The sequence below is a fragment of the Massilia sp. CF038 genome, assembly GCF_900129765.1.
Classification (GTDB): Bacteria; Pseudomonadota; Gammaproteobacteria; order Burkholderiales; family Burkholderiaceae_D; genus Telluria_A.
In genome coordinates, this window is the sequence record NZ_FQWU01000001.1 from 1,055,799 (window position 1) to 1,079,924 (window position 24,126).

27 protein-coding genes are annotated in these 24,126 nt (G+C 60.6%); 19 read left to right on the top strand and 8 right to left on the bottom strand.

Going from position 1 to position 24,126, the window contains the following annotated elements:
* Position 1 precedes the first annotated feature (1 nt).
* From BUC24_RS04835 to BUC24_RS04880, 10 genes are all read left to right on the top strand, one after another.
* Complete coding sequence (locus BUC24_RS04835) at positions 2–1,258, top strand: IscS subfamily cysteine desulfurase (protein WP_073212969.1); 1,257 nt, start codon at positions 2–4, stop codon at positions 1,256–1,258.
* A 27-nt stretch (positions 1,259–1,285) separates the two neighbouring features.
* Complete coding sequence (iscU, locus tag BUC24_RS04840) at positions 1,286–1,675, top strand: Fe-S cluster assembly scaffold IscU (protein ID WP_073212970.1); 390 nt, start codon at positions 1,286–1,288, stop codon at positions 1,673–1,675.
* 14 nt (positions 1,676–1,689) lie between these two features.
* A complete protein-coding gene (gene iscA, locus BUC24_RS04845; protein ID WP_073212971.1) occupies positions 1,690–2,013 on the top strand; it encodes an iron-sulfur cluster assembly protein IscA in 324 nt (107 codons plus the stop codon).
* Between the two features lie 4 nt (positions 2,014–2,017).
* Entirely contained in the window at positions 2,018–2,533 is a 516-nt protein-coding gene (gene hscB, locus BUC24_RS04850) for a Fe-S protein assembly co-chaperone HscB (protein WP_073212972.1), read from the top strand.
* Positions 2,534–2,685: 152 nt separating this feature from the next.
* Positions 2,686–4,548 (top strand): Fe-S protein assembly chaperone HscA, encoded by a 1,863-nt coding sequence (gene hscA, locus BUC24_RS04855; RefSeq protein ID WP_073212973.1) that lies wholly within the window; start codon positions 2,686–2,688, stop codon positions 4,546–4,548.
* A gap of 20 nt (positions 4,549–4,568) precedes the next feature.
* Positions 4,569–4,910 (top strand): ISC system 2Fe-2S type ferredoxin, encoded by a 342-nt coding sequence (gene fdx / locus BUC24_RS04860; RefSeq protein WP_073212974.1) that lies wholly within the window; start codon positions 4,569–4,571, stop codon positions 4,908–4,910.
* Between the two features lie 2 nt (positions 4,911–4,912).
* Positions 4,913–5,107 (top strand): Fe-S cluster assembly protein IscX, encoded by a 195-nt coding sequence (gene iscX / locus BUC24_RS04865; RefSeq protein ID WP_073212975.1) that lies wholly within the window; start codon positions 4,913–4,915, stop codon positions 5,105–5,107.
* Positions 5,094–5,978, top strand: a complete 885-nt coding sequence (locus BUC24_RS04870) for a class I SAM-dependent methyltransferase (RefSeq protein WP_073212976.1) — start codon at positions 5,094–5,096, stop codon at positions 5,976–5,978. The genes iscX and BUC24_RS04870 overlap by 14 nt, the downstream gene beginning before the upstream one ends.
* On the top strand, positions 5,975–7,012 hold the full coding sequence (gene ltaE, locus BUC24_RS04875) for a low-specificity L-threonine aldolase (RefSeq protein ID WP_073212977.1): 1,038 nt from the start codon (positions 5,975–5,977) through the stop codon (positions 7,010–7,012). The genes BUC24_RS04870 and ltaE overlap by 4 nt, the downstream gene beginning before the upstream one ends.
* On the top strand, positions 7,012–7,746 hold the full coding sequence (locus BUC24_RS04880; protein WP_073212978.1) for an rRNA pseudouridine synthase: 735 nt from the start codon (positions 7,012–7,014) through the stop codon (positions 7,744–7,746). The genes ltaE and BUC24_RS04880 overlap by 1 nt, the downstream gene beginning before the upstream one ends.
* On the opposite strand, the gene BUC24_RS04885 is transcribed toward BUC24_RS04880, so the two are convergent.
* The gene (locus BUC24_RS04885; protein WP_073212979.1) at positions 7,747–8,037 is read right to left on the bottom strand and encodes an HNH endonuclease signature motif containing protein; all 291 of its coding nucleotides are present in this window, start codon (positions 8,035–8,037) and stop codon (positions 7,747–7,749) included. It lies immediately after the preceding gene.
* A gap of 91 nt (positions 8,038–8,128) precedes the next feature.
* On the opposite strand from BUC24_RS04885, the gene BUC24_RS04890 reads away from it, so the two are divergent.
* Positions 8,129–8,839, top strand: a complete 711-nt coding sequence (locus BUC24_RS04890) for a hypothetical protein (protein WP_073212980.1) — start codon at positions 8,129–8,131, stop codon at positions 8,837–8,839.
* A gap of 133 nt (positions 8,840–8,972) precedes the next feature.
* The gene (locus BUC24_RS04895; RefSeq protein WP_073212981.1) at positions 8,973–9,593 is read left to right on the top strand and encodes a GGDEF domain-containing protein; all 621 of its coding nucleotides are present in this window, start codon (positions 8,973–8,975) and stop codon (positions 9,591–9,593) included.
* A 13-nt stretch (positions 9,594–9,606) separates the two neighbouring features.
* On the opposite strand, the gene BUC24_RS04900 is transcribed toward BUC24_RS04895, so the two are convergent.
* The 7 genes from BUC24_RS04900 to BUC24_RS04930 all read right to left on the bottom strand — a co-directional run bounded on the left by BUC24_RS04900 (position 9,607) and on the right by BUC24_RS04930 (position 15,497).
* Positions 9,607–10,122, bottom strand: coding sequence for a hypothetical protein (locus tag BUC24_RS04900; RefSeq protein ID WP_073212982.1), 516 nt, complete (start codon positions 10,120–10,122; stop codon positions 9,607–9,609).
* Positions 10,119–10,916, bottom strand: coding sequence for an archaeosortase/exosortase family protein (locus BUC24_RS04905; RefSeq protein ID WP_073212983.1), 798 nt, complete (start codon positions 10,914–10,916; stop codon positions 10,119–10,121). The genes BUC24_RS04900 and BUC24_RS04905 overlap by 4 nt, the downstream gene beginning before the upstream one ends.
* Positions 10,913–13,258: a VIT domain-containing protein gene (locus BUC24_RS04910; RefSeq protein WP_073212984.1), complete on the bottom strand. Its 2,346-nt coding sequence runs from the start codon at positions 13,256–13,258 to the stop codon at positions 10,913–10,915. Before BUC24_RS04910 ends, BUC24_RS04905 begins: the two co-directional genes overlap by 4 nt.
* Before the next feature lie 83 nt (positions 13,259–13,341).
* Positions 13,342–13,869, bottom strand: coding sequence for an RDD family protein (locus BUC24_RS04915; RefSeq protein WP_073212985.1), 528 nt, complete (start codon positions 13,867–13,869; stop codon positions 13,342–13,344).
* Positions 13,859–14,542 carry a DUF3106 domain-containing protein gene (locus BUC24_RS04920; protein ID WP_073212986.1) on the bottom strand — a complete coding sequence of 228 codons (684 nt, stop codon included), beginning with the start codon at positions 14,540–14,542 and terminating at the stop codon, positions 13,859–13,861. Before BUC24_RS04920 ends, BUC24_RS04915 begins: the two co-directional genes overlap by 11 nt.
* Entirely contained in the window at positions 14,539–14,931 is a 393-nt protein-coding gene (locus BUC24_RS04925) for a DUF3619 family protein (protein ID WP_073212987.1), read from the bottom strand. The genes BUC24_RS04920 and BUC24_RS04925 overlap by 4 nt, the downstream gene beginning before the upstream one ends.
* Complete coding sequence (locus BUC24_RS04930) at positions 14,928–15,497, bottom strand: RNA polymerase sigma factor (protein WP_073212988.1); 570 nt, start codon at positions 15,495–15,497, stop codon at positions 14,928–14,930. Before BUC24_RS04930 ends, BUC24_RS04925 begins: the two co-directional genes overlap by 4 nt.
* A 473-nt stretch (positions 15,498–15,970) precedes the next feature.
* Between BUC24_RS04930 and BUC24_RS04935 the strand changes: the two genes are divergently transcribed.
* The 7 genes from BUC24_RS04935 to BUC24_RS04965 all read left to right on the top strand — a co-directional run bounded on the left by BUC24_RS04935 (position 15,971) and on the right by BUC24_RS04965 (position 23,758).
* On the top strand, positions 15,971–17,698 hold the full coding sequence (locus BUC24_RS04935; protein WP_073212989.1) for an acetolactate synthase 3 catalytic subunit: 1,728 nt from the start codon (positions 15,971–15,973) through the stop codon (positions 17,696–17,698).
* Positions 17,698–18,189 carry an acetolactate synthase small subunit gene (gene ilvN / locus BUC24_RS04940; protein ID WP_073212990.1) on the top strand — a complete coding sequence of 164 codons (492 nt, stop codon included), beginning with the start codon at positions 17,698–17,700 and terminating at the stop codon, positions 18,187–18,189. The genes BUC24_RS04935 and ilvN overlap by 1 nt, the downstream gene beginning before the upstream one ends.
* A gap of 47 nt (positions 18,190–18,236) precedes the next feature.
* The gene (gene ilvC, locus BUC24_RS04945) at positions 18,237–19,253 is read left to right on the top strand and encodes a ketol-acid reductoisomerase (protein ID WP_073212991.1); all 1,017 of its coding nucleotides are present in this window, start codon (positions 18,237–18,239) and stop codon (positions 19,251–19,253) included.
* 231 nt (positions 19,254–19,484) lie between these two features.
* Positions 19,485–20,270 (top strand): SIMPL domain-containing protein, encoded by a 786-nt coding sequence (locus BUC24_RS04950; RefSeq protein ID WP_073212992.1) that lies wholly within the window; start codon positions 19,485–19,487, stop codon positions 20,268–20,270.
* Between the two features lie 95 nt (positions 20,271–20,365).
* A complete protein-coding gene (locus BUC24_RS04955; protein ID WP_073212993.1) occupies positions 20,366–21,106 on the top strand; it encodes an SIMPL domain-containing protein in 741 nt (246 codons plus the stop codon).
* A 90-nt stretch (positions 21,107–21,196) separates the two neighbouring features.
* On the top strand, positions 21,197–22,078 hold the full coding sequence (pssA, locus tag BUC24_RS04960) for a CDP-diacylglycerol--serine O-phosphatidyltransferase (RefSeq protein ID WP_073212994.1): 882 nt from the start codon (positions 21,197–21,199) through the stop codon (positions 22,076–22,078).
* A gap of 132 nt (positions 22,079–22,210) precedes the next feature.
* Positions 22,211–23,758, top strand: coding sequence for a 2-isopropylmalate synthase (locus BUC24_RS04965; protein ID WP_073212995.1), 1,548 nt, complete (start codon positions 22,211–22,213; stop codon positions 23,756–23,758).
* Positions 23,759–24,126 lie beyond the last annotated feature (368 nt).

Genomic DNA, 24,126 nt, shown 5'->3' on the forward strand with positions numbered 1-24,126 from the left:
GATGAACGCGCCTTTGGACAAAAACCTCGAGCAGACTTTCGTGACTGCGCCGCATTTCCCGATCTACATGGACTATTCGGCCACCACGCCGATCGATCCGCGCGTGGCCGACAAAATGATTCCCTACCTGCGCGAGCAGTTTGGCAATCCCGCATCGCGCAGCCACATGTACGGCTGGACTGCGGAAGCGGCCGTCGAAGAAGCGCGCGCCCATGTCGCCGCACTGGTGGGCGCCGATCCGCGCGAAATCATCTGGACTTCCGGCGCCACCGAATCGAACAACCTGGCCATCAAAGGCGCTGCCCAGTTCTACAAATCCAAGGGCAAGCACATCATCACGGTCAAAACCGAGCACAAGGCCGTACTCGACACCGTGCGCGAACTCGAACGCGTCGGCTTTGAGGCGACCTACCTCGAGCCGCAGGACAATGGCCTGATCAGCGTGGCGCAGCTGGAAGCGGCCATCCGCCCGGACACCATTCTGGTCTCGGTCATGCTGGTCAATAACGAGATCGGCGTGATCCAGCCAATCGAAGAACTGGCTGCACTCACGCGCGCCAAGGGCATCATCTTCCACTGCGACGCAGCCCAGGCCACCGGCAAGGTCAAGATCGACCTGGAAAACTCGAAGGTCGACCTGATGACCTTCACGGCCCACAAAACCTATGGCCCGAAAGGCATTGGCGCCCTGTACGTGCGACGCAAGCCGCGTGTGCGCCTGGAAGCGCAAATGCACGGCGGCGGCCACGAGCGCGGCCTGCGTTCAGGCACGCTGGCGACCCACCAGATCGTCGGCATGGGCGAAGCCTTCCGCATCGCCAAAGAAGAGATGGACAGCGAAATCGCCCGCGTGACCGCCTTGCGCGACCGCCTGGCCAAGGGCTTGCAGGAAATCGAAGAGGTCTACATCAACGGCGATATGGATCACCGCGTACCGCACAACCTGAACGTGTCGTTCAACTATGTGGAAGGCGAGTCGCTGATCATGGCGATCAAGGATATCGCGGTCTCGTCCGGTTCTGCTTGTACTTCGGCCAGTCTGGAACCATCTTATGTACTGCGCGCGCTGGGCCGGAGCGACGAACTGGCGCACAGCTCGATCCGTTTCACCATCGGCCGTTTCTCGACCGAAGCCGACATCGATTTCGCAGTGGAGCTGCTCAAATCGAAGGTCCACAAGCTGCGCGAACTGTCGCCGCTGTGGGATATGTTCAAAGAAGGGATCGACATCAACTCGATCCAATGGGCAGCCCACTAACCGTATTGAATACTCAGGAGTTCTAAAATGGCATACTCGGAAAAAGTGTTGGATCACTACGAAAATCCACGTAACGTCGGCGCTTTCGACAAGGGCGACGAAACGATCGGCACCGGCATGGTCGGTGCGCCTGCTTGCGGCGACGTGATGAAACTGCAAATCAAGGTGGGCGCCGATGGCCTGATCGAAGATGCGAAGTTCAAGACCTACGGCTGCGGCTCGGCGATTGCCTCGTCGTCGCTGGTGACCGAATGGGTCAAGGGCAAAACCCTGGACCAGGCACTGTCGATCAAGAACACCCAGATCGCGGAAGAACTGGCGCTGCCGCCAGTGAAAATCCACTGCTCGATCCTGGCCGAAGACGCGATCAAGGCTGCGGTGCTGGACTACAAGACCAAGCATCCCGCAGCAGCTTAATTGCTGGAGAAATTATGGCAATCACACTGACCGAAAAAGCAGCCAAGCACATCAACCGCTACATCGAACGGCGCGGCAAAGGTGTGGGACTGCGTTTTGGCGTGCGCACGACCGGTTGTTCGGGCCTGGCCTACAAGCTGGAATATGTCGATGAAGCGCAGGCCGAAGACAATGTCTTCGAGTCGCACGGCGTCAAGGTATTCGTGGACCCGAAAAGCCTGCCGTACATCGATGGCACCGAACTCGATTTCACGCGGGAAGGCTTGAACGAAGGTTTTCGCTTCCATAACCCGCAGGTGAAGGATGAATGCGGCTGCGGCGAAAGCTTCCGTATCTAAGGCGATGCAGAATCACTTCGAACTGTTTCAGCTTCCCGCCAGGTTCACGGTTGACGCCGGCGCGCTCGATGCGGCCTACCGCGATGTGCAGGGCCAGGTCCATCCCGACCGCTTCGTCAACGCCAGCGACGCTGAAAAGCGCGTGGCGATGCAGTGGGCCACGCGTGCGAACGAGGCTTATCAGACGCTGAAAAATCCCCAGAAGCGCGCGCAGTATCTGTGCGAGCTGCATGGCGTGGACCTGAAGACGGAATCGAATACGGCCATGCCGATGGATTTCCTGATGCAGCAGATGGAGTGGCGCGAAGCGCTGGGCGACGCACGGGCAGGCAAGGATCTGGACGCGCTCGAAGCACTGGACACCGAAGTGGCAGCGGATCGCAAAGCGCGCATGGCGCAGATCGGCGCGCAGCTGGACCAGGGCGATTACGAGCACGCGGCGCAAGGCGTGCGCGCCCTGATGTTCCTGGATAAATTTGGCGAAGAACTGCATTACGCGCTGGACGCTCTCGACAGCTGACGCACCAACACATCGTCCTCGCGCAGGCGGGGACCCATGCCACATTCGAGCCGCCACGAAGCTTCTGTGCCATGGGCCCCCGCCTTCGCGAGAGCGATGTAGGTGGCAGTTGAGATGCCGCGTTCGCTCTACGGTAACTAAAGAAAAATACAATGGCACTTCTTCAAATCTCGGAACCAGGCATGTCCACAGCGCCGCACCAGCACCGGCTGGCCGTGGGCATCGATCTGGGCACCACCAACTCGCTCGTGGCCACGGTCCGCAGCGGCATCCCTGAAGTGCTGAGCGACGAGGACGGCCGTCCTCTGCTGCCGTCGGTCGTGCGCTATCTGCCCAACGGCCACGCCAACATCGGCCACAAGGCGCAGGCGCACCAGACCACCGATCCCAAGAACACCATCGTTTCGGTCAAGCGTTTCATGGGCCGCGGCCTGAAAGACATCGCCTACGCCGAGAACATGCCGTACGTCTTCCAGGATACGCCTGGCATGGTGCAGATCAAGACCGTGGCCGGCGTCAAAAGCCCGGTCGAGATTTCCGCGCAGATTCTGGCCACGCTGCGCCAGCGCGCCGAAGACTCGCTTGGCGACGAACTGGTTGGCGCCGTCATCACCGTGCCTGCCTACTTTGACGACGCCCAGCGCCAGGCTACCAAAGATGCGGCCCAGCTGGCCGGCCTGAACGTGCTGCGCCTGCTGTCGGAGCCGACAGCGGCAGCCATCGCCTACGGCCTCGATCACGCTTCCGAAGGCGTGTATGCGGTGTACGACCTCGGTGGCGGCACCTTCGATATTTCCATTCTAAAGCTGTCCAAAGGCGTCTTTGAAGTGCTGTCCACGGGCGGCGATTCAGCGCTTGGCGGCGACGACTTTGACCATCGCCTGTTCTGCTGGATCTGCGAACAAGCCAAGCTGGCGCCCCTGTCCGACGAAGACACCGCCACCCTCATGGTCAAGGCGCGCCAGGCCAAGGAACTGCTCTCGACCAATGGCGACACCACGGTCGACGCGATCCTGAACTCGGGCGAAATCGTGCACGTCAAAGTGCCTGCCGAAACCTTCGCGGACATCACCAAGCATCTGGTCAACAAGACCATGAACGCCATTAAAAAGGCGCTGCGCGACGCGTCGGTGTCGGTCGATGATGTCGACGGCGTGGTGATGGTCGGTGGTGCCACCCGCATGCCGCATGTGCGCCGCGCCGTGACCGAGTTCTTCAAGACCATCCCGCACGCGAACATCGATCCCGACAAGGTGGTTGCGCTGGGCGCGGCGATCCAGGCCAATCTGCTGGCCGGTAACCGCGCCGCAGGCGACGACTGGCTGCTGCTGGACGTAACGCCGCTGTCGCTGGGCATCGAGACCATGGGCGGACTGGTGGAAAAAATCATTCCACGTAATTCGACCATTCCATGCGCCCGCGCGCAGGAATTCACCACCTTCAAGGATGGCCAGACCGCGCTGGCCGTGCACGTGCTGCAGGGCGAGCGCGAACTGGTGTCCGACTGCCGTTCGCTGGCGCGCTTCGAGCTGCGCGGCATTCCACCAATGGTGGCTGGCGCCGCGCGCATTCGCATCACCTACCAGGTTGATGCGGACGGCTTGCTGTCGGTATCAGCGCGCGAAACGCGCTCCGGCGTGGAAGCGTCCATTACCGTCAAACCATCGTATGGCCTGGCCGACGATGAAGTGGCGCGCATGCTGCAGGATTCCTACACCGGCGCCAAAGGCGACATGGTGCAGCGCGCCTTGCGCGAAGAGCAGGTTGAAGCGGACCGCATTCTGCTGGCCACGCAATCGGCGCTGGACGCCGATGGCGCCTTGCTCTCGCCTGAAGAACGCCAGGCTGTTGACCAGGAAATGGCCAAAGTGGCTGAGGCCAAAACGGCGGACGACGCCGGCTTCATCCACGATGCGGTTGCCAGACTGGCGGCCGTGACTGAAGAATTTGCCTCGCGCCGCATGGACCAAAGCGTGCGCACCGCACTCGCCGGCAAAACGCTCGACGAAGTCTGATTACATTTAAAGGTTACCCCGTGCCCCAAATCGTCTTTCTCCCTCATCCCGTGTTTTGCCCTGAAGGCGCTGTCGTCGAGGCGCCGAGCGGCAAATCGGTGTGCGACGTCATGCTCGACAACGACATCGAAATCGAGCACGCTTGCGACCGCGTGTGCGCCTGCACCACCTGCCACGTGCTGGTGCGCGAAGGCTTCGCGTCCCTGAACGAGCCGGAAGAAAAAGAAGAGGACTTGCTCGACCGCGCCTGGGGCCTGGAGCCTGTGTCGCGCCTGTCGTGCCAGGCCATCGTCGGTACCGAAGACCTGGTGGTCGAACTGCCTAAATACACGATCAACCACGCCGCCGAAAAGAACCACTGATCATGAGATGGAGTGACGTTTCCCTCATCGCCGAGGCACTGTACGACAAGTACCCCGAGATCGATCCGATCACGGTGCGCTTTACCGACCTGCACAACTGGATCGTCGGCCTGGACGGGTTTGACGATGACCACACGCGCGGTGGCGAAAAGGTTCTCGAAGCGATTCAACAGGCGTGGATCGATGAAGCGCGCTGACACGGCCAAGCCGGCCGAGGCGCTGGCGCCCGAAATTCGCCCCGGTCAGTCAGTCGCGCTGCTGCAGGAGCTGCACATCCTCACGCGTGACGGCAAACTCAATCAGGACAGCCGCCGCAAACTCAAGCAGGTGTATCACCTGGTGCAGTTCATCGAGCCGCTGATCCGCGAAATCCAGAACGACCATCCTGCCATTTCGCTGGTTGACCACGGTGCCGGCAAGTCGTATCTGGGTTTCATCCTGTACGACCTGTTCTTCAAGACGCTCGACGACGGTTCCCGCATCTATGGCATTGAAACGCGCGAAGAGCTGGTGCAGAAATCGGCGGCGCTGGCGCAAAAGCTGGGCTTTCCCGGCATGTCGTTCCTGAATTTATCGGTGGCCGATTCCACCAAGTCCGACAAGCTGCCTGCGCAGATCGACATTGTCACCGCGCTCCACGCTTGCAATACCGCCACCGACGACGCGATCGACTTCGCGCTCAAAAAGCGCGCCAAATTCATGGTGCTGGTGCCTTGCTGCCAGGCCGAAGTGGCCTCGGTGCTCAAGAAAAACAAGGGCAAGGATCTGGGCAAGAGCGCATTGACCGAAATCTGGCGCCACCCGCTGCACACGCGCGAGTTCGGCAGCCAGGTCACCAATGTGCTGCGCTGCCTGCAGCTCGAGGCGCACGGCTACCAGGTCAATGTGACCGAACTGGTGGGCTGGGAGCACTCGATGAAAAATGAACTGATCATCGCCAGCTACAAGAACCTGCCCCGCAAGCGCCCGACCGAGCGATTGCAGGAAGTGCTGGCCACGCTCGGCCTGGAAGAAATGGGCGAGCGCTTCTACACCCAACAACTGGAAAAAGCCGAAGCGACAACATGAGCCAATCTACCGACCACTGGATCGACCTGCGCAGCGATACCGTCACCCAGCCTGGCGATGCAATGCGCGCCGCGATGGCAGCGGCGCCAGTGGGCGACGATGTGTACGGCGACGACCCCACCGTCAATCGCCTGCAGGACGTGGCCGCCGAGATGTTCGGCTACGAAGCCGGGCTGTTCGCGCCATCGGGCACGCAAAGCAACCTGATTGCGCTGCTGGTGCACTGCGCGCGCGGCGACGAGTATCTGGTGGGCCAGGAAGCCCATACCTATAAATATGAAGGCGGCGGCGCGGCAGTACTGGGCAGCATTCAGCCGCAGCCCATCGCCAACCAGCCCGATGGCAGTATCGCCCTGAGCGATATCGAAGCCTACATCAAGCCGGACGACATGCATTTCGCCCGCACCCGCATTCTGGCGCTGGAGAACACCATCGGCGGGCGCGTCCTCAGCGCCGAGTACATGGCAGCGGCAACCTCGCTGGCCCATGCGCGCGGCCTGGCCACCCACCTCGATGGTGCGCGCATTTGCAACGCCGCCGTCAAGCAGGGCATCAGCCTGCGCGCGGCCACGGCTGGTTTTGACACCGTCTCCGTGTGCCTGTCCAAAGGCCTGGGCGCGCCGGTTGGCTCGGTGCTGCTTGGTCCCAAAGCCTTCATCGAGCTGGGCAAGCGCTGGCGCAAGATGCTGGGCGGGGGCATGCGCCAGGCCGGCATGCTGGCTGCGGCCGGCCTGTACGCGCTCGAGCACCATGTCGAGCGCCTTGCGGATGACCACAGCAATGCGGCCAATCTGTCGCGCGGTCTGGCGCAAATTGCGCAGCTCAAGGTCGCGACGCCGCAAACGAACATTTTTTACATTGAAGTGCCGCCAGCAGCGGTGGACGCATTGCGTTCAACCCTGCTGCGCGAGCATATTCGCATCACCGTTGGCCAGCACACGCGTCTGGTGACGCATCTGAACGTGTCCGCTGCGGACATCGAACGCGTGATTGCCGTATTTACCGCATTTTTCAAAGACTGGCGCCCCTCCTGATGACCGACGATTCGATCCGCCTCGCCAAGCGCGTGGCCGAAATGATCCCATGCTCGCGCAACGAAGCCGAGCAGTATATTTCCGGTGGCTGGATCAGCGTGGACGGAGTGGTCGTAGAAGAGCCGGGCGCGCGCGTGCTCGATGACCAGGATGTGGTGATCCACGAGGACGCGACCCTGGCAGAAATTTTGCCGGTGACCATACTGCTGCATAAACCTGCCGGTTACAACGCAGGCGTCGGCAGCGATGGCACGGACGCCACCCAACTGCTGTCGGCCGAAACACTGCTGCCAGCCGATCATGGCAAGCAGCGCTTCCTGCGCCGCCATTTGTCCAAACTGACTCTGTGCTCGCCGCTTGATACCAAGGCCAGTGGCCTGGTGATCTATACCCAGGACTTCCGCGTTGCGCGCAAACTGGTGGACGAGGGTAATCGGGTCGAACAGGAATTCATCGTTGAAGTCAGCGGCGACATCCGCGAAAACGGCTTGGCGCTGCTGAACCATGGCCTGCCGTTCAACGGCAAGCCGATCCCGCCCATGAAAGTGAGCTGGCAGAACGAGACGCGCTTGCGCTTTGCGCTCAAGGGCGTCAAGCCCGGGCAGCTGGAGCACATGTGCCGCATGGTCAACTTGAGCGTGGTCAGCATGAAGCGGATTCGCGTGGGCCGGGTGCCCATGGCCAGCCTGCCGGCAGGGCAGTGGCGCTATCTGCACGAATACGAGCGCTTCTGATTATTTGTTCTTCTTCGCGTTGGTACTGAACGTGCGCGAATAAAATCCCGGGTCTTTTTTTGCTACCCAGCCGATAAAGGTCCGGATCTCCTCGTTCGCGCGCAAGGCTTCCCAGGTGTGATACGACTGGAGCAGCTCGCGCTCGGTGAACGCCGAGTGAATCTTCCGGTGACAGATCTTGTGCACCAAAAACTGCTCGGTCCCTTTGAATTTTTTCGGCACCAGATGATGCCGGTCGACGTTGATCGATCCCAGCACACGGCCGCACAAAGGACAGGTTGCTTGTTCCACAAAACGCTCCGGTTACAGATGCTTACTGCCTGAATTGGCAGGCGCCCTTACAATGCCGCCTGCATTACTTCAATCAGATAAAGGCATCATAATGAAATTCCAACATATTTGTGTTCTGGCCGTCGCTGCAATCGGCGCGCCTGCATTCGCCGCGGACGACCTGGACAACATCGGCACGCTGACCCAGTCCGAATTCGCCAGCCTGGCCAAGGATCTGACCGGCGCCATCAGCTACAAGGGCGTGTCGCCGGCAGAGCCGCTGGGCGTGACCGGCTTCGATATCGGCGTTGAACTGACCTCGACCAAAATGAAGCATGGCGACATCTGGGAAAAGGCCGGCGCCGACAGCTCGACCGTCTACATCCCCAAAGTCCATGTGCACAAAGGTCTGCCTTACGGGATCGACATTGGCGCCAGTCTGGCCGCCGTGCCAGGTTCCGATATCAAGGTCGGTGGTGCGGAAATCAAGTACGCCCTGATCGAAGGCGGCACTGCCACGCCGGCCGTGTCGGTACGTGGCGCCGTCACGCGCCTGTTCGGCGTGGACCAGATCGATGCCGATACGCGCAGCCTGGAGCTGACCGTATCGAAAGGCTTCCTCAACATGACGCCATACGGCGGCGTGGGCAAGGTGTGGGGCAAGCTGACCCCGAACGTGGCCAATCTGAGCAAGGAATCGCCCAATGCCACCAAGGTGTTCGCGGGCTTGAACTTCAGCCTGGGCTTTGGCAACCTGGCAGCTGAAGTCGACAAGACCGGCGACAACAAGTCGGTCAGTGTGAAATTAGGCTTCCGCCTGTAATTTTGTATTGAAATCGGCAACATGGTTGGATTGCTCATTGTGTTGCCGATTGTGTCGCAGAAACGGGATATTGCTTGATCCTGTGCAACTGCGGCGGTAAGCTTGGGCAACGAGCTTATCCAGAGGAAGTCGCATGAGTACAGAATGTCAAGGTTGCCCTGCCTGCGAGCCGCTGCGCGCGCAGCTGGCCGAAAAGGACAAGCAGATTGCTGCCATGTCCGAAATGATGCGGCATGACGTACTCACCGGCGTGCACAATCGCCGCAGTCTGGCTGAAATGGTGGACGACGAACTGCTGCGCTCCTCGCGCACAGGCCAGCCTTTCTGCTTCGCCGTGATTGGCGTCGATGGCATGAAGGACATCAACGAGCGCTATGGCCGCCTAAAGGGCGACCTGGTCCTGCAGACCATTGCGCGCGAGTCGTGCCTGCTGCTGCGTACCCTCGACCGTTTTGGCCGCATTGACGAAGATACCTTCGGCATCATCCTGCCGGTCACCTGGCTGCACCAGGGCGTGCTCGCCATGAACCGCCTGAATGCCTTCATCGCCGGCTTTGACTGGAACACGGTGACCGACGGCCGTACCGTTACCTTCTCGACCGGCCTGACTACCAATGCGCCGGCGGAAAAGGCCGAGGGCATGATTGAGCGTGCCCTCAAGGCCCTGGGCGAAGCCAAGGCCGTGGGCCCGAACAACATGCAGACGCTGGAGCAGGAACTGCCAGCGAGCCTGTTTGCCGCCATGGACGACTAAGGGCGCGGCACGCTTATTCGGTCTCGGTGTGGGCGACCGTCACGGCCCACCACGGGCCGCTGGTCTGCCCCATCTGCACCGCCCAGTACCAGGCCGATACATCACTCCACTGTGCGCCCGCGCTGTCGACAATCCGCTCGCGCACCACCATCGTCGTGCCCTTTCGCGTAGCGCGAAAGCCGGACCAGCGCTGTTCGTTCTCTAGCGCGATCGGCAGCGCCACCAGAGCATAGCCATTGGCCTTGAAGCAGTCGCTGGCCGGATGCAACTTGCGCGTGCCTTGCGCCACAAAGCGCAGGATGATTTCGCGCTTGCCATCGGTGAAGCGGCCCACGCGTCCGGGAAAATTCTGCTGGAACCGTTCTTCAATCGGTGACAGAGGCAATGCCGTGAGCGTGGCACCGTCGAACTGCGCAGGCCAGCCGGGAAAGCCATCCTGCGCCGGCGCGGCGCGCGGCGGCGCCGCCAGCGGCGCAAGTGCAGCCAGCGCGCATAGCGCCACGAACAGGGAAATAGCCAGCCGCTTCACGGCGCACCCCGCGCAATCAGACGGACGCCGCCAAAGATCGTCAGCGCCGCTGCCACAAAACACACCACGCCAATGCCCTCGTGCGCGGCGGCGGGCAGGGGAATCAAACCTGATTCGGTATAGAACAAGGCGCAGGCGCGCATGGCGTTGGCCGCCACAATCACAATGCAGCTCCATGCGAGCGCCACGATCGCACGCGACATGTTCAGGCGCTGGCCAGCGGCCAGTGCGCACACAAGATACAAGCCAGCCCATAGCATCTTCACGCCGCTGCACGGTGCATCGATGGAAATGAGCTGAGTGCCCCATACCAGCGTGGCGCCGTCACGCACCACGCCAACGCCGCCCATGCGCAGCAGCGCAACCGAGACCGTGCCCGCCACAACGCGCATCGGGTAGCCAAGATAGAACTGCAGGCTCGCCGCCAGCGGTAGCGCCAGCATCGATAAAGCAAGCAGGGCCACGTCCAGCCGGCAGGCGCGCCGGTAGGCACTGGCCAGCGCTGCCAGTGCGGCTGCTGCCGGCACGGCGCCGATGGCAGGCGGCACGCCCATGGCAGTGGCCACGCCATACGCGGCCAGCAGCAGGGCGGGCAGGGCCAGCGGCCAGCGCACGGGCGTGGTTGCAGGCGAACGCCAGACCAGCAGTGCTGCCGTTGCCGCTGCAAGCAGGCTGGCCGAGTCGTTCGAGGCGTCCATGCTGCCCTTGATGAACCAGTCCAGCACCGGCCAGCACGCGATGCCAGTCGCAATGGTCAGCAGCGCGAATGGCGATGGTGTCAATGGCAGCTTCATGCGCGTCGACGGCGGTAGGCCTGCGCTGCCAGCAGCATCAGCACCACGGCCAGCATGGCCCAGGTCTCCGGCTCAGGGATGGTTGGCACCGAGCCTGGCGGCACCGGCTGCAACCCGGCCTGATCGTACTGCGCTTGCGTCTCCAGTACCACCGCGCCCGATACCGAGGTCACCAGCTGATAGTGGTTGGCCATCGTCACGGCAGCATCGCGGCTGGCAGGATCTGTGGCCAGCTGGCGGACCTGGTCGGCGGCCCACAGGCGCGCCAGATGGCCGGAGGTGAGCGCTTCGTTGCTCATGGGGCGCGTTGGTTGGCGCTCGCGCGTCAATTGCCAGTTCTGGGCGCCCGGCTGCCAGCGTGCCAGCAAATCCATCAGCGCGGCCGCGCCATGGCCGCTGGCGTGCACATTCGCGGCCAGGTGGTCCGCTTCCATGCGGTTGGCAATGGCATTCGCGCCGGGCGCGGCCTGCAGATCGTAGAGCGCGGCCTGAAGCGGGCGCCGGGCCAGCGACTGCATCAGCAATTCGGTTGCAGTGCCGGTTTCCGGCTGGGCGCCGTGGAGCCAGACGATGGCGCTGTCCTCATCGGCGCCAAGCCATTCCCAGGCCTTGGCCAGCGCCGCGCTGTTATCGCGTCCACCTTTGAATGCTAGGCCGTTCAGGAATGCGCGCGTGGCGCTGCTATCCTTGGGCTGGTGTTCGAAGACGAGCGGCGTGTCGTCATCCGCAAACACCAGCAGCAGCTTGGTCGCTGACGGGATCCGGTCAAGAGCCGCCAGCAGTTGTGCGCGGCTGTTTGCCATGGAAACAGAGCCGTCGATGACCAGCGCCACGCGGCGCGGCGCCTGGGCCGCCGCGGCGACGATGGTTTGCACGATCATCGTGTTCTTGTCTCCCTTTTCATCGCGGCTCCAGGCGGTGGTGTTGGGCTGCGGCCGGCGCACGGCGATGATGGCGTCGGCTGCGCCGGCATCGAGGCTCGTGAGATCGCCACGCACGGCGAACAGGCCGGGCTTGACTGCCTCGGCACGTAGCGGTCCGCTCGACTCCAATGGCGCTGCCGATTCAAACCACACAGTGTGCCGCAGGGCGGGAGTGACGCCGAAATTGCGTTCGACGATCAGCGGCAGCGGCAGGCTGGCACGCTGCAGGCTATCAATCTGCATCGGCGTAGTAATGCCGATCCGGATTTTCATATTGCCCCCCGATGGAATCGGGAACATCTGTATCAGTACCCGTCCGGGACCGGCAGTGGTCACCAGCAGCGGATCGCGCTGGGCCTTTACCACGCTCTGGTAGGCTGCGCGCACCTGGCCGCGTGCGCCAAATGCCGCTTCGCGCTCTTCGTCGCCCACCCACAGCGTGGCACGCGAGACCACGGCGCCCGGTGGCAACAGCAGTTCGGCGCGGCCTTCCTGCTGGCTGTCCGATTCGTTATGCAGCGTCATGGTCCATTCCAGATAGCCCAGCGCGGAATATGCGTCGACCGAACCATCAATGCGCGAGCTTTCCAGGCGCACGCCAGTTGCTGCCCGTCCGACTTTGTCACCGCCGCGGTCAGCATCGAACATGGCGCGTCCGAAGCGGGCGCGCTCCGGCGGCGCTGCATGGCTGCTGAAACTGGTGCCAGTCACTTTAAAGAAGATGGTGCGCGCCTGGTTACCGTCAAAAGTGGAATGCAGATCCAGCAGGGCACCCACGATGCCGCCCATGCTGGCGGACTGTGGATAGCAAAACTGAAGCAGGACATCTTCGGAGCCGACCGCACGCAGCCAGTGCACGCCGCGCACCTGGTTTTCAGGCGCCTCCGAGGTGGCCATCTGCATGCCGATACGCGTTAGCACGGCGGGTGCATCGATCGCCAGCATGACGGTGAGGGCAAGCGCCAGGCCAGCCCAGACGCTGGGCAGACGGCCGCCTGCCCGCCGTACATGCTGGCGCGCCAGCAAGGCCGCCGCCAGCGACAGTGCAGGGGCGAGCAACAGCAAGCCGATGCCGACCAGAATAATCAGCAGCACCCCGATGGGCAGCAGCGGCAGGAACAGCACCGTGTAAATCATGGACACGCCAGTGGCAAAGGCATGCAGCCAGCCCCAGCCCCAGGCCAGGCGGTCGCCGTTGTGGACGGACAGTATCAAGGCCAGGTTTGCCAGTGGCACTGTGCAAATCAAGAGGTAATGAAACCCCGTCGGCACGGGATCCATGGTGCTGTGCTGGAGAAATTCAGTCCCAGCCTGAACAAGCATGGCAATGATGGGCAAAATAATGCCGGCAAGGACGATGAAGGTGGTCTTCAAGCCCTGAAAGCGGGAGGGGGGCGGCAACGCCGTGTCGTCATGCATCGTGATTCCTGTCTCCTGTGAAGGAAACGATGTTAAGGAATCAATGTGAAGCGGGCATGCGTTCTGTGTGCGTTACAGAAACTTTAAGCGGCGGCCTTGGTCTTCTTTTCCGGCTTGGGCAGCGAAATCAGGCGGGTGCCAGCCAGCCGGTCGTGCAGAAACTGGCGGTCCTTGTCGAACAAAGCCGTCATGGCCCAGCCGAGGATGCCGACGCCAAGCAGGGCAGCGGTCTGGCCACGCGTCAGGTGACGCGCGTAGCTGCCGGCCAGTGCAGGCAGAATCCAGCCCCAGGCCAGCACATATCGGATGATGGCGTTTTTAAGTGGCACTTTTGCATGGCCCAGCATGACGATCTTGATGCGCCAGGTTTTCATGGCCAGCGTGAAGCCGCTGCCGGTCCAGGCGTGGATGAAATACGCGCCCACGACCAGGAACAAGGTGATCTGGCGACCATAGAACAGCAACGTTTCATTGTGGAACGGCGTCGCGATCAAGACAAACACAAGCATGCCGAATGCCGACACAGCCGTGACCAGAAAGGCTTCATAAACCAGGCTGATCAAACGGCGTTTCAGGGAAGGTGTGGGAAGTTGCGACGTACTATTTTGCATTGGGAACAGGTACTGCCGGCGCGGCCGGTGGAGGTGGAATGACAGCGGGCGTGGCGGCACCTGGAACGCAGCTTGGGCCAACCGGATTGGCGTTGCGCACGGTGCCGGCCGGGCACTGGATCTTTTTGATCGGGGCAATCGCCTTAGGCTGGGTCTTCGGCGGCAGCGCCGTGACCGGCTGCTTCTGTTTTTTGACGGCGGCATCAGCGGCCAGCTTGCGTTTTTGTTCTTCCGGCAATTGCTGGTACTGCTCCCACTGGGATGCTTTTTCCGTCTTGTCGATCTTTTTGCTCAGAGTATAGTTCTCGCGCGCGACGCGGCGCTCTTCCGGACTGAGCCGCGTCCAGGCGCGCATGCGGTCCTGCACGCGCACTTGCTCATCCGGCTTCATCGACGAATAGCGATTGGCAATATCGATCCACTTGGCCTTGCGCGCGCTGTCGAGGCGGTCCCATTCGAGCTTGAGCGGGTCGAGCGCCAGCTTTTGCGGGGCGCTCAATTCTTTCCAAAGGGGTTTGTCGGTCAGGACGGGCATGGCCGCAGGCGTTGCGGCGGTCTTGGTGACGGGCTGGGCCGCGGGCGCAGGGGCAGATGCAGGCACTTGCGCCAGCGCCAGGGCGGCCAGCCCCAGAATGACCAGGCCAGTGGCGATTTTGAAGCGACCGCCCGTCATTGTGCGCGTTGCTCGAGGTAAGCGTTAAAGCCTTCGTCCAGATACGCGGTCAGCGGCAATTCATCGGACAGTACTTCCGCGTCCAGTTCAGCCACTTCGGCAATACGCTGCTGTTCTTCATACTGGTAAATACCCGCCAGGCCAGCGACCAGGGCCAGCAGCGGCACAATGGCGCTCATGCGGCCAAGGAAGGAAAACGAGAAGAAGGCGCCGATCTGGCCCGCCAGCTGACCCGTGGCAACCAGCACGGGACGATGCGGTTTTTTACGCGCGACGGCGGCCTTGCGTGCAGAAGCGAGACGATCCGCTGTCGATGCAGGAAGATGGTCGAGGTGTTCGTTGAGTGCGTGGCGTACTTTGTACGCGAAATTGAGGTCGTCGGCGTTCATAATGTAATTCCCTTGGCTTTCAGCGATTCAGCGAGGGCGTGGGTTGCACGCGAGCAGTGCGTCTTGACGCTACCTTCCGAACATCCCATTGCTTCGGCTGTTTCAGCCACGTCCATGTCTTGCCAGTAACGCATGAGGAAGGCTTCCCGTTGACGCGCCGGCAGCTTTTGTATCTCGGCGTCGATCAAACTGAGCGTTTGCATGCGCTCGATCTGGTCGGCACTCGATTCAGCCGCCGCGGAACCTTCTTCCGCTTCGTACGATTCGAGTATATCAAACTCCTCGCCCTCATTTTCGCGCTTGCCCATGCCGCCAAACAGGCTGACCCAGGTGTTGCGTACTTTCTCGCGGCGGAAATAGTCGAGGATGGTGTTCTGCAAAATGCGCTGAAACAGCATCGGCAGTTCGGCCACGGGTTTGTCGCCGTATTTTTCGGCGAGCTTGATCATCGCGTCCTGCACGATATCGAGTGCGGACTCGTCCTTGCGCACAGCGTAAGCTGCCTGCTTGAAGGCGCGCCGTTCCACACTTTCGAGGAAATCGGATAGTTCTTTGTCTGTGGCCATGCGCGGAGGTGGGGTGTGGCTATTCGGAAAACTGACGCATGCTAGCAAATTATGGGCAGTTTTGCATTGAAATTACCGCAAATCGCCCGTTTCTCACGCCGAAATCAGCGAATTTGCCTATTTTTTATCTTGACCAAAATGGTGCAGCGCGGTAAGGTATAGAACGCTTTGCCACCCCGAAGCTGTATGGTCATGTTGAGACCGGCACAAAAGGCCATCCTCGATCTGACGTGCTTTCATATGTAGGCAGTTTGCTCTGACCCGTGCCACAAGCGCGAGAGGTTCGCAGTAATCGCTACAAAAACTCACGCCAAACGAGTTGCGTTTAGCGCCGGTTCGTAACGTATCTATGGGTACGTGAAAGATCGACGTGACCGCAGAAAAAGGGGAGCATGAGCTAATGTTGCGACACGCGTGTCTCGTTAGGAAAGAGCATCCGATCACCTCCCAATGGGTTTTGAAAGGAATGTATCATGAACAACGAAACAACAGCTCCCATCACGGGTGCTGAGATTGTCGTGCGTTGTCTGGCAGAAGAGGGCGTCAAGCACGTCTTTGGTTATCCAGGCGGAGCCGTCCTTTACATCTACGACGCAATCTTCCAGCAAGACAAATTCCAACACGTCCTGGTACGCCATGAGCAGGCAGCTGTGCATGCGGCCGATGCCTATTCGCGCAGCTCGAACACCGTTGGTGTTGCCCTGGTGACCTCCGGTCCCGGTGTGACCAATGCCGTGACCGGCCTGTCGACCGCGTACATGGACTCGATTCCGATGGTTGTGATTTCCGGACAAGTGCCCAGCCATGCAATTGGCCAGGATGCGTTCCAGGAATGCGACACGGTCGGGATTACCCGCCCTTGCGTCAAGCACAATTTCCTCGTCAAAGACGTCAAGGATCTGGCTGCGACCATCAAAAAAGCATTCTTTATCGCCAGAACGGGCCGTCCAGGACCGGTGCTGGTCGATATCCCCAAAGACATCAGCATGCACAAGTGCGTCTACGACTATCCGAAGGATATCGAGATGCGCTCGTACAAGCCGGTCGACAAGGGCCACTCGGGTCAGATCCGCAAGGCTGTCCAGCTGCTGCTGGCCGCCGAACGGCCGATGATTTATACCGGCGGCGGCGTGATTCTGGCCAATGCGGCGCCCGAGCTGAACAAGCTGGTCGACAAACTGGGCTTCCCGGTTACCAATACCTTGATGGGGCTCGGTGCCTACCGCGCGTCAAGCGACCTGTTTGTCGGCATGCCCGGCATGCACGGCACCTACGAAGCCAATATGGCGATGCAGAACTGCGACGTGCTGATCGCCATTGGCGCCCGCTTCGACGACCGCGTGATCGGCAACCCGAAGCACTTCGCCTCCAACCCGCGCAAGATCATTCATGTGGACATTGATCCATCGTCGATCTCAAAGCGCGTGAAGGTCGACATCCCTATCGTCGGCAACGTCAAGGAAGTGCTGGTGGAAATGCTGGCCCAGCTGGACGCGGCCGAAGCCAAGCCAAATGCGGCCGGCCTGAAAGACTGGTGGAAACAGATCAAGGAATGGCGCGGCCGCGACTGCCTTAAATACGCCGATTCCGACCTGGTCATCAAGCCGCAGTCGGTGGTGGAAAAAGTGTGGGACATCACCAAGGGCGACGCCTTCATCACCTCGGACGTGGGTCAGCACCAGATGTGGGCAGCCCAGTACTACAAGTTCGACAAACCGCGCCGCTGGATCAATTCCGGTGGTCTGGGCACCATGGGTGTGGGCTTGCCGTACGCCATGGGCGTACAAATGGCCAACCCGGACGCCACGGTGGCTTGCATCACGGGCGAAGGCTCGATCCAGATGTGCATCCAGGAACTTGCCACCTGCAAGCAATACCATCTGACGCCAAAGATCATTCTGCTCAACAACCGCTTCCTTGGCATGGTCCGCCAGTGGCAGCAGATCGATTATGGTTCGCGCTATTCCGAGTCCTACATGGATTCGCTGCCAGACTTCTCGATGCTGGCCGAGTCGTTTGGTCACGTGGGCATGAAGATCGAGAAACCGGGCGATGTCGATGGCGCGCTGCGCGAAGCCTTCGGCATGAAAGACCGTCTGGTGTTCATGAACTTCATCACCGACCAGTCTGAAAACGTCTGGCCGATGGTCAAGGCGGGCAAGGGTCTGTCCGAAATGCTGCTCGGATCGGAGGACTTGTAATGCGCCACATTATTTCTGTCTTGCTTGAAAACGAAGCCGGTGCGCTCTCGCGCGTGGTCGGCCTGTTCTCGGCGCGCGGCTACAACATCGAAACGCTGACGGTGGCCCCGACCGAAGATCCGACCCTGTCGCGCATGACCATTGTCACCAGCGGCTCGGACGACATCATCGAGCAGATCACCAAACACCTGAACCGCCTGATCGAGGTGGTCAAAGTGGTTGACCTGACCGAAGGCGCACACATCGAGCGCGAGCTCATGCTGATCAAGGTGCGCGCGGTGGGCAAGGAACGCGAAGAGATGAAGCGCACTGCGGATATCTTCCGCGGCCGCATCATCGATGTCACGGAAAAGACCTACACGATCGAGCTGACCGGCAACAAGGGCAAGCTCGACGCGTTCATCGATTCCATCGACCGCGCCTCCATCCTCGAAACGGTTCGTACGGGTGGATCCGGTATTGGCCGCGGCGAACGCATCCTCAAAGTTTAGACCGTGCTTGAAAGCACAAACCCAACACAAAAATTATAGGAAATATCATGAACGTTTTTTACGACAAAGACTGCGACCTCTCCCTCGTTAAAGGCAAGAACGTTGCCATCATCGGCTACGGCTCGCAAGGCCACGCGCACGCACAGAACCTGAACGATTCCGGCGTGAACGTCACCGTCGGTCTGCGCAAGGGCGGCGCTTCCTGGAACAAGGTCGAGCAAGCTGGTCTGAAAGTCGCGGAAGTCAACGACGCCATCAAGGCGGCCGACATCATCATGATCTTGCTGCCGGACGAAAACATCGCCCAGGTCTACAACGAGAACGTGGCACCGAACGCCAAGCAGGGCGCGGTGCTGGCCTTCGCGCACGGCTTCAATGTGCACTACGGCCAGGTCGTGCCACGCGCCGATCTGGACGTGATCATGATCGCGCCAAAAGCCCCGGGCCACACCGTGCGCGGCACCTACGCAGCAGGTGGCGGCGTGCCGCACCTGATCGCTGTCTACCAGGACAAGTCGGGCTCCGCACGCGATATCGCCCTGTCGTACGCCATGGCCAATGGCGGCGGCCGTGCCGGCATTATCGAAACCAACTTCCGTGAAGAAACCGAGACCGATCTGTTCGGCGAACAGGCCGTGCTGTGCGGCGGCGCCGTGGAACTGATCAAGGCCGGTTTCGAGACCCTGACTGAAGCTGGTTATGCGCCGGAAATGGCGTACTTTGAGTGCCTGCACGAGCTGAAGCTGATCGTCGACCTGATCTACGAAGGCGGCATCGCCAACATGAATTACTCGATCTCGAACAACGCGGAATACGGCGAGTACGTGACCGGTCCGAAAGTGGTGACCTCGGCCACCAAAGATGCGATGCGCCAGTGCCTGAAGGATATTCAGACCGGCGAATACGCCAAGAGCTTCATCCTGGAAAACAAGGCCGGCGCCCCGACCCTGATTTCCCGCCGCCGCCTGACCGCCGAGCACCCGATCGAAGAAGTCGGCGCAAAACTGCGCGCCATGATGCCTTGGATTGCAAAAAACAAGTTGGTGGATCAGTCGAAGAACTAAGCCTACCACCACATCGCCCTCGCGGAGGCGGGGGGCTATACCACTTTACCGAATTCGGTTACGTGGAATGGGCCCCCGCCTCCGCGAGGGCGATGTGTGGCCCTTCAAATGTAGTAAATCGCATTCATTTGCAACCGTGCGTATCAAACGCACGCCGAAGTATGGATTCCGGGTATCTTTCCAGTTAATCAAGCCACCTGTGTCGCTTGCCACTTACTGGAGAATCAAATAATGACCCTCAAAAAAATCGCCATTCTCGCCGCAGTCGCCCTGGCCACGCAGGCCCAGGCGCAATCGACCTTGCCGACCACTGGCACGCTCGTCATCGTTCCCGCCTACGGCGAAGTCACGCACGTCAACGACGAAGCGACCGTCAACTTCATGGTGGAAGAGCAGGACAAGGACAAAGCCGCCGCTGCCTCGCGCGTGAACCAGAAGATGAAGCAAAGCACCGACATCGTGCGCAAGGAAGACAGCAAGGCCAGCTTGAAGACCATGGGCTACTACACTTACCCGGTCTATCCGGAAGCGCAGCCGCCAGTCGTGATGAACGCGCCCGAGCAACCGGTGGCGCCGCCCAAGCCGCCCAAGCCAATCGCCTGGCGCGTTGGCCAGTATCTGGAAGTGAAAACCACCAATATCGGCGGCCTGCCAAAAATGACCGCGGCCGTGCAAAAAGTCGCGGCCCTGAACGGCATCAATTTTGGCCTCAGCCCGGCCACCACCAAGCAGCTCGATGACAAACGCATCGCCGAAACCTATCGCAATCTCAATGAGCGCATTGCCTCGATCGCTGGTGCCATGGGCCGCAAAGTGGGCGACGCCACGCTGGAGACGGTCGATTTCGAAGGCTCGGGCAATTACGCAGGCAACCAGTCGTCCGATGCGGCCGGTGCCCCCATGATGATGCGCGCCAAGGGCCGCATGCAGGAATCGGCCGAAGTGGCGGAACCGAGCTTTGAACCTGGTGAAACCACGCTGCAAATGCGTCTGGTGGGCAAGGTGAAGTTCAAGTAACTGATTTTTGTACAAGTAATTGATGATTCCGGGTATCTTTCCGGGGATAAAGTTGAGCGGGGCATGGTGTCCCGCGCTTTCGACCCGGAGTCATCATGTTTTTGAAAAAAATTGTTTTGCTGGCCTTGATGCTGCTTGCAGTCCAGAGCCAGGCCCAGACGTCATTGGCGACCGCCGGCACCCTGGTCATCGTGTCGGCCAGCGGCCAGACGACCCAGCCAAATGACCAGGCGATCGTCGTGTTCACAGTGATGGAACAGGACAAGGACAAGCGCGCCGCCGAAGCGCGTGCAAACCAGAAAATGAAAGAAGGAATCGCGATTTTGCGCAAGGAGGCACCGTCGGCAACGCTCAAGTCAGGTGGCTACCTTCTGTATGAAATGTTCGCTGACCGCGGCACGCCAAACGCCCCGCGCACCTCGCTGGGCTGGCGTTTTGAGCAGGAGGTGCGTCTGACCACAACCGATCTGGCCAGTCTGCCCAAGCTGGCGGCGGCTGCGCAAAAAGTGCTTGGTGTGAAGGATGTGATCTTTGGACTGACTGACGCGACCGTCCGCAGCCAGGATGATGTGCGTATCGCGGCCACCTACCGCAATCTGAACGAGCGCATCGCCTCAATTGCCACGGCGATGGGGCGCAAGGTCACTGATGCCGTACTTGAAAGTGTCGATTTTGACGGTGCCTCAGGCCTCAATGGCGAGTTCCAGCGTGTCGAACTCACAGGCTCGCGGATTCGCAGCAGGGCCGAATATGATCGCGCCAACGCAGAACCCAGTTTTGAACCCGGTGAAACCACGCTCAGCATGCGTCTCGTAGGAAAGGTCAGATTCAAGTAAGCACATCAGCTCGCGTCCTCGGCGGTCTGCCCTCTATAATAAGGAAGGCAAGACCGCAGCACGCGGTACCAACACTTGAAACGGAATTTTATGGCCACCTTCCCCCGCCGCAGAAAACAGGGCGTCACACCGAAAGCGAAGAAAATCTCGCGCTTCAGTCGGATCACGCGCCCGAAATTCGATGCCGAAGGTAACAAGGTACGCCGGCGCGGCGTCTACCTGCTACCGAATGCCTTTACCACGGCTGCGTTGTTTTGCGGCTTTTTCGCCATCATCATGGCCATGAGTTACAAGTTCGAGCACGCGGCCTGGGCGATTTTCATCGCCATGATTCTCGACGGGCTCGATGGCCGCATCGCCCGCCTGACCAATACCCAGTCCGAATTCGGCGCCCAGTACGACAGTCTGTCCGACATGGTCTCGTTCGGCGCGGCGCCGGCGCTGGTCATTTATGAATGGTCGCTGCATAGCCTGGACCACAAACTGGGCTGGATTGCCGCCTTCGTCTACTGTTCTGGCGCTGCGCTGCGCCTGGCACGTTTCAATACCAATATCGAAGTGGTCGACAAACGCTTCTTCCAGGGCTTGCCCAGCCCTGCGGCGGCAGCCATGGTGGCAGGCTTCATCCTGATCATGACCGATTTCGCGCCCGACCTCGACTGGGCGCCTTTGACCATGGCATGGGTCTCGTTTGGTGTGACCTTGTTTGCCGGTCTGACCATGGTCACGAATGTGCCTTACTACAGCTTCAAGGACGTGAACTTCCGCAAGTCGGTGCCGTTCATCGTGGTGTTTTTGATTGCACTGGCGCTGGCGCTGGTCTCGATCGACCCACCGAAAGTGCTGATGCCGATTTTTGTTTTGTATGGTTTGTCCGGGTATGCGGTGTATTTCTGGCGCCTTGCCAAAGGCAAGCCGGTGTCCATCGTGCAGACCGACGACGAATCGAACGATCCGAGCGAGCGCCACTGACGTGTGAATCATCGCCCTCGCGCAGGCGGGGGCCTATACCACTTCACCGAATTCGGAAACGTGGAATGGGTCCCCGCCTTCGCGAGGACGATGTGGTGGCGGCTCGCATTTACTTTGCCTACTGGAGCTGCCATGACCGATTCGAACCGCCTGATCATCTTTGACACCACCCTGCGTGACGGCGAGCAGTCGCCCGGCGCTTCAATGACCAAGGATGAAAAGGTGCGCATCGCGCGTCAGCTCGAACGCATGCGCGTTGATGTGATCGAAGCTGGTTTCGCGGCCGCCTCGCCAGGCGACTTTGAAGCGATCCGCGCCATCTCGGCAGCCATCAAGGATTCGACCGTCTGCTCGCTCTCGCGCGCCAACGACCGTGACATCGCGCGTGCGGCCGAAGCCTTGCAGCCGGCAGCGCGCAAGCGCATCCACACCTTTATCGCCACCTCGCCGCTGCACATGAAAATGAAGCTGCGCATGGAGCCCGAACAAGTGCTGGAGCAGGCCAAGATCGCCATCCGCTGCGCGCGCCAGTACACCGATGACATTGAGTTCAGTCCGGAAGACGGCAGCCGCTCTGACGAAGACTTCCTGTGCCGGGTGCTGGAAGCGGTCATCGCCGAAGGCGCGACCACGATCAATTTCCCTGACACTGTCGGCTACGCGGTGCCGGAAGTGTTTGGCGCCACCATTGCCCGTCTGCGGGCGCGCATTCCCAATTCGGACAAGGCCATCTGGTCGGTGCACTGCCATAACGACCTGGGTCTGGCAGTGGCCAATTCCCTGGCCGGCGTGATGATCGGTGGCGCGCGCCAGATCGAGTGCACCATCAACGGCCTCGGTGAACGTGCAGGTAACACCGCACTCGAAGAAGTCGTGATGGCGCTGCGCACGCGCGGCGACCACTTTGGCCTGCAGCTGGGCATCGACACCACCCAGATCGTGGCCGCCTCCAAGATGGTCTCGCAGATCACCGGTTTTGCGGTACAGCCGAACAAGGCCGTGGTGGGCGCTAACGCGTTTGCCCACGCTTCCGGCATCCACCAGGACGGCATTCTGAAAGCGCGCGAAACCTACGAGATCATGCGCGCCGAAGACGTGGGCTGGACCGCCAACAAGATCGTGCTTGGCAAACTGTCGGGCCGCAATGCGTTCAAGGCGCGCTTGCAGGAACTGGGCATCGAGCTTGAATCGGAAGCGGAGGTCAACGCCGCCTTTGCCCGCTTCAAGGAACTGGCCGATCGCAAGAGCGAGATCTTCGACGAAGACATCATGGCGCTGGTATCGGCCGAAGACCATGCGCACGAAGGCGAGTATTACCGCTTTGTGTCGCTGGCACAGCGCTCGGAAACGGGCGAGGTGCCCAGTGCAAAAGTGGTGTTTGCCATCGACGGCAAGGAATACAGCTGTGAAGGCCAGGGGGACGGTCCGGTCGACGCCACCGTCAATGCCATCGAAAAGGAAGCGGCCAGTGGCGCCGAGCTGGTACTGTTCTCGATCAATGCAATCAGCAACGGCACCCAGTCACAGGGCGAAGTGACCATGCGTCTGTCGCGCTCGGGCCGCATCGTCAACGGGGTGGGTTCGGACCCGGACATCATCGTGGCCTCGGCCAAGGCGTATCTGTCCGGCTTGAACAAGCTGCACTCAAAAGTGGAGCGGGTCAATCCGCAGCAAGGCTGACTTTATTCAAAGTAGCTGATTTTGATACGACGGCGTGCAGCGGGGGCGTCGACGGTGTTTGTTTTGCCCGTGCTCTTTGTCTCGGATGATAATTGCGCTGCGATCCCCGAAGGGGGCGCATTGGCGCGAATGCGCAAGCTGGAATCATCGAGAACAGAATGCGAAAGTTAAAGAAACAAAAGCCGAGCAGGGCAGTCGTGTTCGCCTGGTGCCTGATGTTTGCGCCCGCAGCGACGTTCGCGCTGGGCATCTTGCTCGCCATTGTGCTTCAGTGCGATGGCCCGCATGAATTGCGTTGCAAAGTTGGGTCCACGGGCAATCTGGTCCTGGCGCTGTGGCTCAGTCCGGTACTGAGCTTCATTACCATG

Bases quoted from the DNA above. Each gene is read 5' to 3' on its own strand.
- BUC24_RS04835 (WP_073212969.1), top strand. From the start codon at position 2: ATGAACGCGCCTTTGGACAAAAACCTCGAGCAGACTTTCGTGACTGCG.
- iscU (WP_073212970.1), top strand. From the start codon at position 1,286: ATGGCATACTCGGAAAAAGTGTTGGATCACTACGAAAATCCACGTAAC.
- iscA (WP_073212971.1), top strand. From the start codon at position 1,690: ATGGCAATCACACTGACCGAAAAAGCAGCCAAGCACATCAACCGCTAC.
- hscB (WP_073212972.1), top strand. From the start codon at position 2,018: ATGCAGAATCACTTCGAACTGTTTCAGCTTCCCGCCAGGTTCACGGTT.
- hscA (WP_073212973.1), top strand. From the start codon at position 2,686: ATGGCACTTCTTCAAATCTCGGAACCAGGCATGTCCACAGCGCCGCAC.
- iscX (WP_073212975.1), top strand. From the start codon at position 4,913: ATGAGATGGAGTGACGTTTCCCTCATCGCCGAGGCACTGTACGACAAG.
- BUC24_RS04870 (WP_073212976.1), top strand. From the start codon at position 5,094: ATGAAGCGCGCTGACACGGCCAAGCCGGCCGAGGCGCTGGCGCCCGAA.
- ltaE (WP_073212977.1), top strand. From the start codon at position 5,975: ATGAGCCAATCTACCGACCACTGGATCGACCTGCGCAGCGATACCGTC.
- BUC24_RS04880 (WP_073212978.1), top strand. From the start codon at position 7,012: ATGACCGACGATTCGATCCGCCTCGCCAAGCGCGTGGCCGAAATGATC.
- BUC24_RS04890 (WP_073212980.1), top strand. From the start codon at position 8,129: ATGAAATTCCAACATATTTGTGTTCTGGCCGTCGCTGCAATCGGCGCG.
- BUC24_RS04895 (WP_073212981.1), top strand. From the start codon at position 8,973: ATGAGTACAGAATGTCAAGGTTGCCCTGCCTGCGAGCCGCTGCGCGCG.
- BUC24_RS04905 (WP_073212983.1), bottom strand. From the start codon at position 10,916: ATGAAGCTGCCATTGACACCATCGCCATTCGCGCTGCTGACCATTGCG.
- BUC24_RS04910 (WP_073212984.1), bottom strand. From the start codon at position 13,258: ATGCATGACGACACGGCGTTGCCGCCCCCCTCCCGCTTTCAGGGCTTG.
- BUC24_RS04915 (WP_073212985.1), bottom strand. From the start codon at position 13,869: ATGCAAAATAGTACGTCGCAACTTCCCACACCTTCCCTGAAACGCCGT.
- BUC24_RS04920 (WP_073212986.1), bottom strand. From the start codon at position 14,542: ATGACGGGCGGTCGCTTCAAAATCGCCACTGGCCTGGTCATTCTGGGG.
- BUC24_RS04925 (WP_073212987.1), bottom strand. From the start codon at position 14,931: ATGAACGCCGACGACCTCAATTTCGCGTACAAAGTACGCCACGCACTC.
- BUC24_RS04930 (WP_073212988.1), bottom strand. From the start codon at position 15,497: ATGGCCACAGACAAAGAACTATCCGATTTCCTCGAAAGTGTGGAACGG.
- BUC24_RS04935 (WP_073212989.1), top strand. From the start codon at position 15,971: ATGAACAACGAAACAACAGCTCCCATCACGGGTGCTGAGATTGTCGTG.
- ilvN (WP_073212990.1), top strand. From the start codon at position 17,698: ATGCGCCACATTATTTCTGTCTTGCTTGAAAACGAAGCCGGTGCGCTC.
- ilvC (WP_073212991.1), top strand. From the start codon at position 18,237: ATGAACGTTTTTTACGACAAAGACTGCGACCTCTCCCTCGTTAAAGGC.
- BUC24_RS04950 (WP_073212992.1), top strand. From the start codon at position 19,485: ATGACCCTCAAAAAAATCGCCATTCTCGCCGCAGTCGCCCTGGCCACG.
- BUC24_RS04955 (WP_073212993.1), top strand. From the start codon at position 20,366: ATGTTTTTGAAAAAAATTGTTTTGCTGGCCTTGATGCTGCTTGCAGTC.
- pssA (WP_073212994.1), top strand. From the start codon at position 21,197: ATGGCCACCTTCCCCCGCCGCAGAAAACAGGGCGTCACACCGAAAGCG.
- BUC24_RS04965 (WP_073212995.1), top strand. From the start codon at position 22,211: ATGACCGATTCGAACCGCCTGATCATCTTTGACACCACCCTGCGTGAC.